This window comes from Pseudomonas sp. SJZ103, from assembly GCF_007828335.1.
Taxonomy (GTDB): Bacteria; Pseudomonadota; Gammaproteobacteria; order Pseudomonadales; family Pseudomonadaceae; genus Aquipseudomonas.
Genome location: NZ_VIUN01000011.1, coordinates 50735 through 64948, shown reverse-complemented (window position 1 = coordinate 64948; position 14214 = coordinate 50735). Strand labels below are relative to the sequence as shown.

The 14214-nt window shown below is 60.1% G+C and carries 12 protein-coding genes; 4 read left to right on the top strand and 8 right to left on the bottom strand.

Annotation, left to right across the window (positions count from 1 at the left end; genetic code table 11):
• The first annotated feature begins 46 nt into the window (after positions 1-46).
• Both FBY10_RS21755 and FBY10_RS21750 read left to right on the top strand, forming a co-directional pair.
• Positions 47-1111, top strand: a complete 1065-nt coding sequence (locus FBY10_RS21755; RefSeq protein ID WP_145337805.1) for a DUF1176 domain-containing protein — start codon at positions 47-49, stop codon at positions 1109-1111.
• A gap of 61 nt (positions 1112-1172) precedes the next feature.
• Complete coding sequence (locus tag FBY10_RS21750) at positions 1173-1685, top strand: GNAT family N-acetyltransferase (protein WP_145337806.1); 513 nt, start codon at positions 1173-1175, stop codon at positions 1683-1685.
• Here FBY10_RS21750 and FBY10_RS21745 read toward each other — a convergent pair.
• The 3 genes from FBY10_RS21745 to ccoN form a co-directional block, all read right to left on the bottom strand.
• On the bottom strand, positions 1682-2374 hold the full coding sequence (locus FBY10_RS21745) for an aspartate/glutamate racemase family protein (protein WP_145337807.1): 693 nt from the start codon (positions 2372-2374) through the stop codon (positions 1682-1684). The genes FBY10_RS21750 and FBY10_RS21745 overlap by 4 nt on opposite strands.
• A gap of 90 nt (positions 2375-2464) precedes the next feature.
• Positions 2465-2674, bottom strand: a complete 210-nt coding sequence (locus FBY10_RS21740; RefSeq protein WP_145337808.1) for an elongation factor P maturation arginine rhamnosyltransferase EarP — start codon at positions 2672-2674, stop codon at positions 2465-2467.
• Position 2675: 1 nt separating this feature from the next.
• Positions 2676-4103, bottom strand: coding sequence for a cytochrome-c oxidase, cbb3-type subunit I (gene ccoN, locus FBY10_RS21735; RefSeq protein WP_145337809.1), 1428 nt, complete (start codon positions 4101-4103; stop codon positions 2676-2678).
• A gap of 194 nt (positions 4104-4297) precedes the next feature.
• Here ccoN and FBY10_RS21730 point away from each other — a divergent pair, with 194 nt between their 5' ends.
• Together FBY10_RS21730 and FBY10_RS21725 are read left to right on the top strand one after the other, a co-directional pair.
• The gene (locus FBY10_RS21730) at positions 4298-4792 is read left to right on the top strand and encodes a hypothetical protein (protein ID WP_145337810.1); all 495 of its coding nucleotides are present in this window, start codon (positions 4298-4300) and stop codon (positions 4790-4792) included.
• A gap of 133 nt (positions 4793-4925) precedes the next feature.
• On the top strand, positions 4926-5597 hold the full coding sequence (locus FBY10_RS21725; RefSeq protein ID WP_145337811.1) for a DUF3313 domain-containing protein: 672 nt from the start codon (positions 4926-4928) through the stop codon (positions 5595-5597).
• Between the two features lie 3 nt (positions 5598-5600).
• Here the strand turns inward: FBY10_RS21725 and FBY10_RS21720 are convergent, their stop codons facing one another.
• From FBY10_RS21720 to FBY10_RS21700, 5 genes are all read right to left on the bottom strand, one after another.
• Complete coding sequence (locus tag FBY10_RS21720; RefSeq protein WP_145337812.1) at positions 5601-6584, bottom strand: DUF3829 domain-containing protein; 984 nt, start codon at positions 6582-6584, stop codon at positions 5601-5603.
• Positions 6581-8128, bottom strand: a complete 1548-nt coding sequence (locus tag FBY10_RS21715) for a J domain-containing protein (protein ID WP_145337813.1) — start codon at positions 8126-8128, stop codon at positions 6581-6583. Before FBY10_RS21715 ends, FBY10_RS21720 begins: the two co-directional genes overlap by 4 nt.
• A gap of 116 nt (positions 8129-8244) precedes the next feature.
• Complete coding sequence (locus FBY10_RS21710; protein ID WP_145337814.1) at positions 8245-9645, bottom strand: DUF1254 domain-containing protein; 1401 nt, start codon at positions 9643-9645, stop codon at positions 8245-8247.
• A gap of 196 nt (positions 9646-9841) precedes the next feature.
• The gene (locus tag FBY10_RS21705) at positions 9842-10207 is read right to left on the bottom strand and encodes a response regulator (RefSeq protein WP_131696248.1); all 366 of its coding nucleotides are present in this window, start codon (positions 10205-10207) and stop codon (positions 9842-9844) included.
• 253 nt (positions 10208-10460) lie between these two features.
• Entirely contained in the window at positions 10461-14006 is a 3546-nt protein-coding gene (locus FBY10_RS21700; RefSeq protein WP_145337815.1) for a hypothetical protein, read from the bottom strand.
• Positions 14007-14214 lie beyond the last annotated feature (208 nt).

Here is a 14214-nt window from a genome sequence, read left to right as displayed (position 1 = left end):
GCCGAACATGGGACAATCCGCGCCTTTTTCGACACGGAGAGTCCCCATGCTACGCCCCGTACTCCTGGCCCTGCTGCTGACCGGCACCGCCACCCATGCCTTCGCTCAACCGCCCGCTGAAACCGTGCCGCTGCTGCGCGAAATCAAGAACTGGGTCACCGGTTGCGACAACCTGCGCAATTGCCATGCCCTGAGCGCGCCCAGTGGCGTCGATGAAGAAGACTACAGCGCCCTGACCTTGCACATCTGGCATCAGGCCGGCCCCGAGGGGTATCTACGCTTGCGCTTCGACCATCGCGGCGAAGCGCTGGACCTGTCGACCCTGGTGTTGGACGGTCAGCCGCTGGGCCTGGAACTGACCCGGGATTTGCACGTAGAACTGGACGATCAGGGCGGCGATCCCGAGGTGCAGTCTTACGGCGTGATCGAGGACGCCGCAGCGCGGCGCTGGTTGCAGCGTTTGCGCAATGGCCAGCGCCTGCAATTGCCGGGCGATGAGCAGGCGCATGTGTCGCTCAGCGGCCTGAGTGCTTCGCTGCTGTTGATGGATGCGGTGCAGGGGCGGGTGGATAACGTGACGGCCCTGGCACGCCCCGGAAAAGCTCCGGCCAGTGAGGTGCCGCCACGCTTGCCGACGCCGGTGTTGCGCAAGTTCCCTGCGCCGCCGACGTTGACCGTGCAGGAACAGGCGGGCCTGGTGGCGGCTGCATTGCAGGCCGTGACGCCGGAGGAGGGTGAGCCCGAGGCAACGGCCGGGGCGCTGACGGCGCAACAGGCGATGACGGTGGCGCGCTACGACTGCGCGGCCTACAACTGTGAGTTCGACGTGGTCAGCCGCCAGCGTCAGGCGCCCTATGCGCAAACGCCGCTGGAGCTTGAGCCCTTGCCGTTGGACGGCGCCGCGCTGCAAGGCTCGGTGGGCTATGACGAAGCCTCTGGCACCCTGAGTTATTTCTACAAGCAGCGCGGGATCGGTGACTGTGGCGGCGGTGGCGTCTGGGTGTTCGACGGCAAGGCGTTCCAGCTCAGTGAGTTTCATGTGATGCCGCGCTGCACCGGTGTGGGTTACGGCGATTGGCCGTCGTTGTGGACGACCGCACCGGCGCCCTAGCCAGGGGGAGGGCATGGCCTCTACACTGGCCGGCCACTTGTTTTTCAAAGGATGAAACACAATGCACACACCTGAACCCCACATCGTGATCCAGCGCTTTACCGAGGCCCACCTTGAAGGTGTCGCGGCGCTCTATAACGAACCGGCCGTGTGCCGGCAGGTGCTGCAGATGCCGTTCCAGTCGGTCGAGGCGTGGCGCAAGCGCCTGGTGATGGACAACGAACGGCGCCTGCAACTGGTGGCGGTGCACGGCGGTGAGGTGATCGGCCAACTGGGCCTGGAACAGTACCTGCGCGTGCGCCAGGCGCATGTGGGTTCGTTCGGCATGGGCGTGGCCACGGCCTGGCAGGGCAAGGGCGTAGGCTCGCGGTTGTTGACGGCCGCGCTGGACGTGGCCGACAACTGGATGAACCTGCACCGGGTGGAACTCACGGTGTACGCCGACAACGACGCCGCGCACCACCTGTACCGCAAGTTCGGCTTCGAGGTCGAAGGGCGCTTGCGTGACTACGCCCTGCGCGATGGGGTGTTCGTCGACACCCTGAGCATGGCGCGTCTGCGCAAATCGGCTTAACCCTCCAGCGCAAACGCCACCGCAGCCTGCGCATGCAGCTCGGTGGTGTCCAGCAGCGGCAGGTCGCTGTGTTCGGGCTTGACCAACAGGCTGATTTCCGTGCAACCGAGGATGACCGCCTGGGCACCCCGTGCAGCCAGGGAGTCGATGACCCGCAGGTAGACCTGGCGGGACGCATCGCTGATCACGCCGACGCACAACTCCTCATAGATGATCCGGTGCACGGCGCGGCGCTCCTCCGCGTCCGGCACCAGCACGGTGAGCCCCTGGGCGGCCAGGCGTGACGTGAGAAAATCCTGCTCCATGGTGAACGCGGTGCCGAGCAAGCCGACCGTCAGGGTACCGGCTGCCACCGCCGCCGCAGCGGCCGCATCGGCGATATGCAGGAAGGGAATCGACACCGCCGCCTCGATACGCGGCGCCACCAAATGCATGGTGTTGGTACACAGCACCACACACTCGGCGCCGCCCGCCTGCAAGCGGCGCGCGGCGTCTTCGAGGATCAGCGCGGCGTCATCCCAACGCCCGGCGTGCTGGGCCTGCTCCACGGGGCCGAAGTCGACGCTGTACATCAACACCTGTGCCGAGCGCAGCGGGCCGAGCTGGTCACGCACGCGCTGGTTAATGATGCGGTAGTACTCGGAGCTGGACTCCCAGCTCATGCCGCCGATAAGGCCGATGGTGCGCATGCGATGCTCCTGACAGGGAAAGTCGCTTCACCTTACCCATCGGCAGCTGAATAGTCATACGCAGTTGCAGGCCAAATGACCGGAGCAGTTTCACATCTCCAGGTTGACCCAGACCGGCCGGGGTTGCTCCGCTGCAATTGCCTGGATGGGTTTACCTGTGGCCTGTTCAACGCGCCGCGCCACCTCCGGGTCGTCAGCGAACGGCAACATGCTGGCTTCGTCCAGGCTCGTCTCGGATTGCCCACGCAGGCAATACTCCACCGCACCGTACAGGCACACCACAATCAGGAAACTCCACATATCAGGCGATCCGCGCATCGAGTTGGGCCACGTTCAAGTCTGCGACCCGCACGGTGCGCCAAGTGTTGTAGGCCATCAGCAACATGCCCGAGAGGAAAAATACTCCGCCCGCAAATCGCACCACAAACCCCGGATGGCTGGCCTGCAAGGCTTCGACAAACGAGTAGGTGAGGGTACCGTCGTCGTTTACCGCGCGCCACATCAGGCCCTGGGTAATGCCGTTGACCCACATTGAGGCGATGTACAGCACGGTGCCGATGGTCGCCAGCCAGAAGTGCAGGTTGATCAGCGCCACGCTGTGCATCTGCTCGCGGCCGAAGACCTTGGGGATCATGTGGTACAGCGAGCCAAAGGTGATCATCGCCACCCAACCCAGGGCGCCGGCGTGTACGTGGCCGATGGTCCAGTCGGTGTAGTGGGAGAGGGCGTTGACGGTCTTGATCGCCATCATCGGGCCTTCGAAGGTCGACATGCCATAGAACGCCAGGGACAGCACCAGGAAGCGCAGGATCGGGTCGGTGCGCAATTTATGCCAGGCGCCGGACAAGGTCATCATGCCGTTGATCATCCCGCCCCAGCTCGGGGCCAGCAGGATCAGCGACATCGCCATGCCCAGCGACTGCGCCCAGTCGGGCAGCGCGGTGTAGTGCAAGTGGTGCGGGCCGGCCCAGATGTACAACGTGATCAATGCCCAGAAGTGCACGATGGACAGGCGATAGGAGTACACCGGCCGCCCGACCTGTTTGGGCACGAAGTAATACATCATCCCCAGAAACCCGGTGGTCAGGAAAAAGCCGACGGCGTTATGCCCGTACCACCACTGCACCATGGCATCGGTCGCGCCGGAATACACCGGGTAGGACTTGAACCAATCCACCGGGATGGCCAGGTGATTGACCACGTGCAACATGGCGATCACCACGATGAAGGCGCCGAAGAACCAATTGCCCACGTAGATATGTTGGGTCTTGCGCCGCACTACCGTGGTGAAAAACACAATGGCGTAGGCCACCCATACCACGGTCATCCACACCGCGCCGGAGAACTCGATCTCGGCGTATTCCTTGGTGGTGGTGTAGCCCAGGGGCAGGCTGACCAGCATGATTACGATCACCGACTGCCAGCCCCAGAAGGTAAACGCGGCGAGGCTGTCGGAATACAGCCGTACCTGGCAGGTACGCTGAACCGCGTAATAGCTGGCGGCAAATTGCGCGCTGCCGGCGAAGCCGAAGATCACCAGGCTGGTGTGCAACGGCCGCAGTCGGCCAAACGTGGTCCAGGGCAGGTCCAGGTTCATCTCGGGCCAGACCAGTTGCGAGGCGATCCACACGCCCATGGCCATGCCCACCACGCCCCACACAAGGGTGGCGATCACGAATTGGCGGACGACTTTATAGTTATAGGCCTGCTCGATTGTTGCGGTGCTCATGCTCAGTCCTCCCACGGTTCCAAGTGGCGGGCACTGTAGGAAACGCGGGAAAAACAAAACAGGCTCAGAAAAAGCTCATTACAGCGGATCAGTCGACAAGCACGCCCACTGGCCTGTCAGCGTTAATCGTACGGTGAGTGGCCGCATCTGCCATGATCGGGCATCGCAACCTGGCACACCCAAGGAAATCCGCAATGGACGATGTACAGCAACTGGGCGAGATGCTTCGTCATTACGCCGATAGCGAAGCGCACAAGAAGCAGCAGTTCGATGTGCAGTCGGCCCGCTGGGCACAAAAGCTCGGCGAGTTGTTCGGGCAGATCGAGCAATGGCTTGAGCCGGTCAAAACCGTCGGCTTGCTGGAGGTGCACCGTGAAGCCTATGTCGCCAGCGGGCCGAGCATGCCGGTGGAGACGTCGACCTTCAAGACCGAAAAACTGCTGGTGCACATTACCGGTAAAACCGTGGAGTTCGTGCCCGAGGTCATGGGCGTCGGCGGCTTGATCTCGGTGTCGGTGATGGGCTTGACCGCCGCCCGTCACGGCAGCGTATCGCTGGTACTGCCGGCCGAAAAAAATGACTGGTTGTGGAAAAAAACCAACGGTTTGAAAGACCCTGACACCTTTGGCTTCGACGCCAACTTCCTGGCCACGCAGTTGCAGAGCTTGATCCCGCGCGAACGTGGCTGAGGGCGACCGCTTCGTACAGCGTTGATGCGGGCTGCGGGTGTGTCAAACATTGGGTACAAATAAGCATTTTTTGCCCAGGATTGGCTATACCTACAGCTCAATGCCTCAATGATGATCGCCAAGGAGTTCAATAATGAAACTAAGGCTAATGATCAGTACGCTGTGCGTCGCGTCAATTGCTATGGCTGGCTGCGCCAGCAAGGTCACCCAACCGGACGAGTACTCGGGTTTTCTTTCCGACTACAGCCAACTCAAGGAAGCCAAGTCGCCGTCGGGGGCCGAGGTGATGCGCTGGGTCGACCCCCAACTGGACCTGAGCCGCTACACCGCGGTGTACATCGAACCGACGCAGTTCTACCCCAAGCCCCAGGCCACCGCGAAAATCCCAGACAGCACCCTCAATGGCATCAACACTTACTTCAACCAGGCACTCAAGCGTGAGCTGGGCAAGTCACTGCCCCTGGCCAACGGCCCTGGCCCCGGTGTGATGGTGGTGCGCGCGGCGATCACTGCCGTCAGCAGCAAGACCGAAGGCCTCAAACCCTATGAATTCGTGCCTGTGGCCCTGGTGGCGGCGGCGGTGAGTACCGGCACCGGCATCCGCGACCAGGAAACTACCCTCGGCACCGAGGCGCAGTTCCTCGATGGTGCCAGTGGCAAGGTGCTCGCCCAAGTGGTGCGCAAGGGCACGGGCAAGCCGCTGTCCAACGACTCGCAGGTGATGAAGGCCGATGACGTGAAAGGCGTGATCGATGGCTGGGCGTCGGACCTGCATCAGTCGTATGTGAAACTGAAAAAACACTAGGGACTAGAACGCATTCCTGGCGGGTTTGTTGTAGTAGCTGAGCAGGGCGTCGTAGCGACGGGTGATGAGGTAGTAGTCATCACTCAGTTGCTGTGGCGGGGCGTGTTCCCGCCAGTCCTGATGCAGAGTGCGCAATGCCTGGAGGTACGCGTCGGCTGACGAGCGGGTGGCGTACCAGAGGTGAGTGGCTTCATCCTCCCGCTTGCTGCGCGGCGTTTTCACCATGAAGTCCTTGCTGGCATCGCTGGCCTGTTGCAGCGTCTCGGTCAAGCTGACCAGTTGCTGGGGCGTCAGGCTGGCGTCGCGTACACCCTGGTCAATCTGGTTCATCGCCTGACGGGCCGCGATCATATGGTTAAGCAGGTGCCAATGCAGGTCCCGGCCGAAGCGCGCTTCGAGTCGCGCCAGTTGTACCGGGCGCAGATGGATGTCTTCGTTTTCCAACTGGGTGCGTAACGCAGCGGACGCGCTCAGGTACTCTTCGCCCCGGTTGGCCAATTCCCCGACCATCCGCTTGTTCATGGCTTGCGCCACCCATTGACGCATGTTCGACGGCATACCTTCGGTTTGTATCGGATCAACCATGTCCGCCAGTGAGGTGAATTTATTCAGCTTGTCGGCATACACCATGGCGAGAGTACCGAGGTGGCTTCCGGGCTGCTGACGCTCCAGTTTGATGGTGTACAGCTGCGAACAGACCGCCGCCTGGATAATGCGGGGCTCGGGCTCGTCACGGTCGCCAAACTTATCCTGGGTGGGCGCCTCGGGTTGTGTCGAACGCATACGGTAGTAGGCCAGGCGCGTATCGCGATCAATGCGGTTCACACAATCAATGATCGGCGCCAGTGCGCTGGCCGTCGCGGTGGAAGGGCTGTCCCGTTGGTCCAGCCATAATTGCACGCGTTGCAGCGGTTTGGTGGCGCCGGCCACACCGAGCAATCCCAGGCCCAATACCAGGCTGATGGGTAACAACCATTTCGGATTCATTGCGCCGCCTCCTGGCCATACCACTGTGCCTGGGTGGCGGGCGCCTGACAGTCGGGGGCGCTGCGAGGCATGCGGCTGCACAGGCGTTCGGGCCACTGTTGCAGGCCCTGGTTACGGGTCACGTGTTGCTGGTTGTCGAGCACCGTCAAGCCGGTGTACAGCACAATCCCACTGATGACCAACAGCACCATGCCCAGGGCCGTCCAGCGTGGGTGGCGGGCGGTCCAGGGGGTGTGGCTGTTCATGAAGGGCCGCTTGATCACGCCGATAGCCGCCAGGGTTGCGACCAGCGCCAGGCTGGCAAACGGGCCGAACGCGTAACCCAGCACTGCGGCAAGGACCAGCCCTGGCAGCAGGTCCCGTATCGGCAACAACGGAAGGTGAGTAGGGCTGAACCAGCGCGGCAGGCGCTCACTGAGTCGTTCATCGAGCACGCGGTACTGATGAGCCAGCGGGCGCCAGACCTGCCAAGCCAATCCGGCGCCTATCACGGCGCCCAACGACCACAGCAGGCCGTAGCCCAAGGTCGGCAGCACATTGCCGGCCAGGGGCTCGGCATTCACCAGCACGCCTACCAGGCAACTCAGCACCAGCGCGACAATCCAGGGCCAGGTGTCCATGGCCGTGTCCCACCCTTGCCAGAAGTACACGATACCGCCGGGCATCGTTTCGGCTTCGGCCACGTGCTCGGTGTAGATATCTGCACTGAGTGCCTGGCAGGCTTTCCAGTCATGTTCATCAAAGCGTTGGGCGAAGGCACGGCGCTGACCCAGGCTCATCGGTGCCAGTAGCAGCCGGGCAGCCCGTTGTTGCGGGCTGTTGGGCGCTTCGGCGGCGAGTGCCCGTTGGCGTGCCATGAAGACCGGGCCTTGCTGGCGTTGCAACAGCCGCGCCCAATCCCCAGCCGGGCAGTCATGACCGGCGCCGCCATGCCAGTGCTGGCCGGCGCACACTGCCTCGAACACCGCGCTCGACCAGTAGTGACTCTGTGCAAGCAGGCGGGCCAGCCATTGGTTGAACCACTCGGCATGCGGGTGATTGTTCACCCAGGGATGTTCGGAACGTGCGGCATAGGCAGCCAGGAAAGCGGCCTCGTCCTTTTGCTCAAGGGCCTGGCGCAAGGGTTGCTGCAACGCGCTGCGGTGCTTGCGCTCGAGTCTTTCGATCAGCTCGCCGGGCAGTTCCAGGCGCTGCCAGGCCGTCAGCCAGTTGAAGGTTTCAAAGGCCCAGCGGGTTTCTTCGGGGTTGAGATGCCCCTCGATGTCGCGCAGCAACAACTGGATTTCAAAGTGCAGCGCATTGCCATGGGCCATGGCTGCCTGGTAGTGGTCGGCAAGGCTGTCGCCCTGGATATCGATGACCACTTCGTCAGCTTCCTGCTGCCCCTGACTCCACGCCAGCGCGGCCTCATAGGCTTCGCGCAGGCGCTGGAAACCCTCGGGGTCATCATCCGGCCGGGTTTTCTTCAGCAGGGCGGCGTATTGGCGCTTGATCGCGCGGCTATCGGCATCCGGCGCCAGGCCAAGGACATTCCAGCAAGTCATGTGCAGTGCAACTCCGTAGACAATCGCGCGCACATTACCTGTTTTACGGGTTGATAAACCAGGGGGTAGGGCTAGGACTGGCCCGGTCCAGCCCTGCGGCCACCGGGCACGTGGTGTTACTTAAGCGGCGTCAACGGCGGCAGCTTCCACTGGCCGTTACCCACCTCAGGCTTGGGCAGGTAAATCCGCAGGATTGCGTAGAACGGACCGGGTGGGGCCGGCAACCAGTTGCTCTGCTCGGCCTTCGGCGGCTCGTGGTGCTGCAGGGCCAAGGTCAGGCCGCCATCGGCGTCCCGCTTGAGGCCGGACAGCATGTGCGAATTGATCAGGTAGCGCTTCTTGTGGTTGGGCACCAGCAGCTTGGTCTTGGCGTCGTACATGGTCAGCGACCAGAAGGCATCGGCTGGTGGCAACTGGTCCTTGGGGAAGTGCACGGTGTAGCTGTGGCGTGCGCCGTTGGCGGGCTTGCCCTCGCTGTCGAGGATATAGCTCAGGTACGCGACCTCATCGCCGGAGTTACCAAAAAGCCCCATGTCCGCACCGGCGTAGCGGTACAGGTAGTTGTTGTTCAGGTGGTCGCGGCTGCCGTACAAATCGCCACTGGCGACCTGATGCGTGTCGACCTTGTCCTTTTTGAACGCGGCAAACTCGGCGCGTGCATCGGAGATACCGTCTTCCAGGGCCTTGCGCTGTTCAGCGGTCAACTCCTTGACCTTAAAGGGTGCGCCCGGGGCGATACCAATCTTGGCGAAGCGCGCCAGCAGGTCTTTCTCGCTGTCCTGGGGTGCGGCGAAGGCCAGCATGAAGTTCAGGTAGCGAAACAGTTGCGGGCCTTCGGTCATGGTCGCCATGGGCTTGGGCCATGGGACCTTCGGCGCCTTGGCCGGCGCAGCTTGCTTCACGTAATTGCTCAGAGACTGGACTTTGTAGCCGTTCTGGATCTGCTTGACCTTGTTCAGATCCTTCTCGTCGAACAACTGCGTACGGTAGAGGGCGTAGGCGATGTTGCTTTCGCTGTAGACCACGCGGTCCACGTTCACCGGCTGCTGACCTTTCCAGTCCGGGCCGGCGATCATGTAGTGGCCGCCGTTGTTGCCGGTGCTGCGGGTGCCCAGATAGGCGATGTTCTGCGTGTAGAGGTCGATCAATTGCACCGAGTAGTAACGGTCGTCTTCGATCTTGGGCAGCGTCAGCACCAGTGGCTCGCTGCGCAGGTCCATCCACACGAACGAGTAGGGCGTGTCCGAGTTCGGCGTCACGAACGCGGTGTCCTTGGGGGTGATCACTTGGGCGGTATTGCCGATATGGTTGAACGGTGCCTTGAAGTTGGTACCGCCCTTATCAACGGCCTGGGTGTAAAGCGTCTTGTACATCTCCACCACCGGGTAGCCATACAGGTAGGCTTCCTTGGCGATGGCCCGGGCTTCGCTGGGGGTGGCGGTAAATTCGGCCCAGGCGCCGGTACTCATGAGTATCGAGAGGCTCGCCAACAGCAGGCGCGTCGGTTTTCCAATCATGTTGTTGCGTCCTTCCAAAGTTCGTTTGACTGCCGGGGAATAAAGGCGATGAGTTTCCTGTTTTATTTCCCTGACGTCACGTTAATCCCTGCGAATAAAGTGAACTCATCAATGCCGATCTGTACGGCGGCTTGAACATGTGGATAAAGACGCACAAATAGCCGCCCTTGCCGGGCGGCACTGTGTAAAAGAGGGGTCAGGCGGCAGGCAGCATCGATTTGACTTTGTCGCGCAATTGATCGATGGAGAACGGCTTGGCGATCACCTGCATCCCGGCGGGCACATCAATATTCTCGGCATAGCCGCTGGCAAACAGGATAGGTAGGGTGGGGCGCAATTCACGCACCTTGGCCGCCAGTTGCTTGCCGTCCATGTCCGGCAGGCCGACGTCGGTCATCATCAGGTCGATGATCTGCGCGGTGTCTTCAACAATCTTCAAGGCTTCTTGCGCATCGGCAGCTTCAAGCACCAGGAACTCCAACTCTTCGAGCACATCAACGATCAGCATACGCACGATGGCATCGTCTTCGACGACAAGGAGGGTGGAGGAGACTGCGGACATAATGAGGGTTCCCGAAAAAATGGAGGTGCAGGTCTTTAGCGGTTGAAAGACCATTCTCTAATGAGTCGCGTCAATCTCGGCAAGTTCCGTTGGCGGGGGCATTGTGACGGGAATGCAAGAAAAAGTCGCGTTACTCACCAGAGGCCGCGGGCCATCAGTGGCTCCGTCCTGTGCGCCGTTCAACACATTGCCGGGCAAGCGGCTTCGTTCAGAAGCTCCTGGCCCTGCCGGGGGCCAGGATCAATGCCATGCCTTAAGGCGGCAGGGGTCTGGATACCATCATTGAAACCGCAAAACTGTCCACCTTGTCTGTGACGATGTCATCGGGATGGAACGCGCTCACGTGGAACCCCTTTTTGCCCCCCGGCGAAATCTTAGGCCTTAAGGTCGCGCTGACACCGCCGCTATTGAGGATTTTCTCGATGCCTTCACGCATAGACTCTACGTTATCAAACCTGACCAGTCCGCCATTGGGCTCGAAGAAAAACCACTCTTTTTGGCCATCCTTGACTCTGATGCCTGCCAGCATGGCGTGATCTTCCGTGCTGATTCTCAGGTATTTTGACGTCGTGGACCTGCTCAGATCGTCGATGATGGACTGATGATTGATCAGTGAAGGGGCGGCGTTTACGTGGAAGGTGTCCTTTGTGTTTACGGCGTACTGCAGTGTTTTTAAATCGTGATTGAATAGGGTGTGCAGCGGAGAGGGCGATTCAGTGGTGGAGGCCTTGCGAAGATTGTCGAGGAATATTTTTTCGTCTCCTCGATGCAAGGCGAGCGCCATGGCATTCGATAACCCGGCGCAATCGCCGTTGGAGGTCAAATCAACACGGCCGAGGTAGTCCGACTGGGCAAAGCTATTGATGGAAACGCTGGGAGAATTCCCGACATCGCGGGTAAGCAGCGCAGTGAAATACTTGCCCTCTTCAATTCTTTTGGCCTTCAACTCCCTGGCCAGAATCCCCATTTCTTCAGGTGTCCTGCCAGGTTTGGCCGCTAATACCATCAACGCCTCGAAACTGCGCTGTCCAGAGTAATCCGACAAGTCATCCAATGCACCGTTTCGATAACCCTGGTTGAATTTCGGAAGTGTGTTGGAGGTCCTCGCGGCAGAGATATTCTCTCCGGCACTCGCCAGGTACGTATCTGGGACTCTACCGAACAGACTGCCGCGCAGGGGGGAGAAGTTCTCGATTGGCGGGCCATAGGGCAGGTTTCGAAAAGGGTCGAAGCTATACCATCGATCGTTTTTCAGAACGGCGACGCCGTCGACGCTATTCTCTCCGACTTTATAAGTCCCTATCAGCGCCGGACCATATTCCTTGTTGGCTGCCTTCAACAGGTCATAGCTTCCCGATGCGCCACGTACCTTGTTAATCAGCACCTGCCCGGAGTCACTGAGGAATCTTGCTCCACGTGTGACCAGGCTGGCGGTTCCCGTCGCCAAGCCCCTGACCCCGCCGAGCGGATTGAGCGCGCCGATAAGACCACTGCCGAGGACGCGTGCCGTCTGGAGCGCCTTCATAGTAGGGGACGCTGCGGATACAAGCACTTTGGCGGCTTTTGCGGAAACACCGTAACCCATCGTGGCCAGCGCTAGAGTATCCAGGCCAAGGTCCAGAAGGCCTGCCTCATAATCACCGTCGCGAAAATTGACATAGGCCGACCTGAACGGAATCAAGTTGAGAAAGAACTGCCTGACTCGCTCATCGCCTGCTTTCTGCTCATCAAGTGTCGTGGTTCCATTGGCTTGCAGCCATTGGTCCTTGCCGTTGATATCAAGGTGTTCAAGAAACGCGTCCGCAAGGTACTGGGTTCGGGCGGAGGTAAAACTCGACGGGGCCGGTAAAGGGGTATTCGGTTGGTGTGCTTCACGCCCTTGGCGATCAAGGCGTTCCGGGGTGAATTTTTCGACTTTGGTCAGAATATTCGCGTCGCGCCAATCACCCCGAGTGATGGCCGCCTCACTCGTGCGCTTGACGATTCGTTTGTTTCTTATATCGATTTCATAAACACAGACCTGGGGTTTTCCGTCGACCTCTCTTTCAGTTCTTACCAGCAACTCATTGAGTCTTGACTGGAAAGTGGGGGGATTTATGAGCCCCCTGCCAATTTTGTACTGGTTAGATTGATAGAAATCGATTTTACCGAATTCCAGGTTTTGCCGGTCTTCCAGCGGGAGTTCGGAAATCAGGTGTTTCACCTGGGTCTGAATGCCTTCTTTCAGCGATTGGGTCGCCGTCTCGTATTGGCCTTGAAATATGCCGTTGACGTTGAGCCTGGGCTGCTCGTTGATCGCATTGATGGGGACCCGGGCATCGTCTGTTTTCCAGTTGACGTTGATGCCCATCATGGCCATGTCCAGCATTGAGTGTTTCCCATCCAATTGCTTGGCTTTGTCTTGGGAGACGGTCGAGAGGCACTTCAATTCAAACGGAATACCTTCCCCAAAATGCTCCTTGAGCTTTGCCAGGGCGATGGCTTTTCTGCTTGGAATCTCGGCAGACAGTAATTGGGAGGCCTTGATTCTGGTAGTCAACTGCTGATTGAACGCGGTCCTGATGCTCTCCACTTCCTGGGGGGTGTAGGCAGCATCATCCTTCTTTACGACAAGGCCATTGATCATGCCCCAGTCCAGCAACAAGGCTGTGATGACGTGGACCGGCGGATCATTCAAGACTTGGGCGGCACTCATCACCTGGCCGTAGTCCAACTGTGATGTGGTACCCGGTGCACTCGCTTCGACCTTGGCCACCGCCAGGCAGAAATTTACCCAGGCCTGGCTGCCGTTGACCAGCGTGTCGGGAATGTCCTTGACCAGGAACTGAGGCGCTATGCGTGACAGCAACAGGTGGGTGGCCAGCTTGGCTGTGGCTTGCGTGGCCCGGCCTTTATCCACCAGATGGCGACTGAGCCCCTCAACGATGGCTGACGGTGGCATGCCCCAGTATTTTTCCTGCCCCAAGTCGAAGCCGGCGATTGAATTCCTGGCGGGCGACTCGACGGATTCACGATCGAGGCCAATGTTAATGGCGGCCAACACGTAGTCGCTGATGCTGGTTGGCGTGGCAATCCCTTCAAGCCCGCTCTGTAATGCTTGCCCCATCGCCTGGGCCTTGGTGGACTTGAGCAGGGTTTCCAGGGCCTTGGCAGGGTCTTGCAGTTCGGCATCCGACAGCGAGCTGGCTTTTATCAGGGCGCCCAGCGCGCCTTTTGTCAGCTCTGACCGGACCGGGCCTGGCTCTGAGTGGCGGCTATGCCGCATCACCCCGGCTTCGGCAATGACACGCACCTTGTGTCGTTGTTGCGAGGTCAAGGGCAGGGGCCAGGATAGCGCCCCCCCGAGATTGCCCAAGGGTTGTTCCAATGCATGAGCGTGCGCGGCGTCCGCCAAGTGAACCAGATCAAGCCGGGTTTCAGGCATAGGCAAATTATGGTGCTTGAGAAAGGTTTCCAGACTGACAGAGGCCTGGCCTCCCGACGCGCTGTCCTGGTGGTAGGCGGAGCGTGGGTCAATGGCGGTTTGAGTACTGCTCAAATGAGCCAGCAGGGTTTGGGGCGTCGCATCCTGCGCAAGGGTGTTCATGGCAGTGGTGAGGTGCTGCGCCACATTTTTCCAGTTCTGCGCGTTTCCCTGCGCGCGGGCCTCTGATGTATGTGACAGGGATTGATCCGAGACTATTGCACGCGTGGCGCCGCTGGGGTTGCCAGTGGAAGGCGTGCCCTCCGGCTGATCGTGTGATATTGGCGTGGAGTATTTGAAACCCTGTGGATGTAGCAAACTCAAAGAGGAAGTCATCTTTATTACCTTTAGTTATTTAAGGGTAATACCTTCTGAAAGGGCCTCCCTGGACCTAAGGCACACAGCAAGTGAGTGTCGAGCGTAAGTCCGGACGTTCCCCGCAGGCCGGGAAGCAAGTGTCAGAAATCATATATGTAGGCATGCAGGCAGGGAGCGGGGGGAGGGAGTCTGATCAGGCAGACCGTCGCGCTTAATCTTCTATGTG

Coding starts and splice junctions, on each gene's coding strand:
- FBY10_RS21755 (WP_145337805.1), top strand. CDS start 47: ATGCTACGCCCCGTACTCCTGGCCCTGCTGCTGACCGGCACCGCCACC.
- FBY10_RS21750 (WP_145337806.1), top strand. CDS start 1,173: ATGCACACACCTGAACCCCACATCGTGATCCAGCGCTTTACCGAGGCC.
- FBY10_RS21745 (WP_145337807.1), bottom strand. CDS start 2,374: ATGCGCACCATCGGCCTTATCGGCGGCATGAGCTGGGAGTCCAGCTCC.
- FBY10_RS21740 (WP_145337808.1), bottom strand. CDS start 2,674: ATGTGGAGTTTCCTGATTGTGGTGTGCCTGTACGGTGCGGTGGAGTAT.
- ccoN (WP_145337809.1), bottom strand. CDS start 4,103: ATGAGCACCGCAACAATCGAGCAGGCCTATAACTATAAAGTCGTCCGC.
- FBY10_RS21730 (WP_145337810.1), top strand. CDS start 4,298: ATGGACGATGTACAGCAACTGGGCGAGATGCTTCGTCATTACGCCGAT.
- FBY10_RS21725 (WP_145337811.1), top strand. CDS start 4,926: ATGAAACTAAGGCTAATGATCAGTACGCTGTGCGTCGCGTCAATTGCT.
- FBY10_RS21720 (WP_145337812.1), bottom strand. CDS start 6,584: ATGAATCCGAAATGGTTGTTACCCATCAGCCTGGTATTGGGCCTGGGA.
- FBY10_RS21715 (WP_145337813.1), bottom strand. CDS start 8,128: ATGACTTGCTGGAATGTCCTTGGCCTGGCGCCGGATGCCGATAGCCGC.
- FBY10_RS21710 (WP_145337814.1), bottom strand. CDS start 9,645: ATGATTGGAAAACCGACGCGCCTGCTGTTGGCGAGCCTCTCGATACTC.
- FBY10_RS21705 (WP_131696248.1), bottom strand. CDS start 10,207: ATGTCCGCAGTCTCCTCCACCCTCCTTGTCGTCGAAGACGATGCCATC.
- FBY10_RS21700 (WP_145337815.1), bottom strand. CDS start 14,006: ATGACTTCCTCTTTGAGTTTGCTACATCCACAGGGTTTCAAATACTCC.